Source organism: Spiribacter sp. 1M189 (assembly GCF_040838345.1).
GTDB lineage: Bacteria > Pseudomonadota > Gammaproteobacteria > Nitrococcales > Nitrococcaceae > Spiribacter > Spiribacter insolitus.
The window spans coordinates 1-605 of sequence record NZ_JBAKFF010000003.1 but is presented as its reverse complement, the minus strand read 5'-3'; the positions used below and the strand labels follow the sequence as shown (position 1 = coordinate 605).

The following is a 605-nucleotide window of genomic DNA, read 5'->3' as shown; positions in this document are numbered from 1 at the left end:
GATTCGATCACTGGCAACAGTGGCGATGACGAGCTCATCGGTGGTGACGGCGACGACACCATAGCCGGCGCCGCGGGTGCCGACACCCTCACGGGTGGTGCTGGTGCTGACTCGCTGACTGGTGGTGCTGGCAATGACACCTTCAACGTTGATGCAGGCACGGACGAGGTGACCGATCTGTCTGGTTCCGACGTCCTGGTTGTCTCCGATAGTGCAACGGCTGAGGTGACTGTCGACGGTGACTTCACCGCAACGAGTGCTACGGCGAACGACAACGGCACAGCAAACCTGACCGTTGAGAATGATGTGGACGTGAACCTTGATGCTGCCACAGTCGGCACGGCGGCCGATGACGGCTATACCGTGGATGCGAGTGGGAATGCTCCGGCATCAACGTTTGTCGGTTCCGATGCGAATGACACCCTCACAGGTGGCAACGGCAACGACACCATCACTGGTGGTGCGGGCGCTGACGAGTTGACGGGTGGTGATGGAGATGACCGTTTCGTATTCGCCACCGGCGATGTCGCCGCGGGCGAGACGGTGACGAACACCAATGGTACGGCCACGCTCACCAACGCCGGTAACGGTAGCGTTGACTTCAC

1 protein-coding gene is annotated in these 605 nt (G+C 60.7%); it reads left to right on the top strand.

What is annotated here, in order from left to right; translation table 11 throughout:
* Nucleotides 1–605 (top strand): calcium-binding protein (locus V6X30_RS09770; protein WP_367984568.1); only part of this gene is annotated, 605 nt, incomplete at both ends.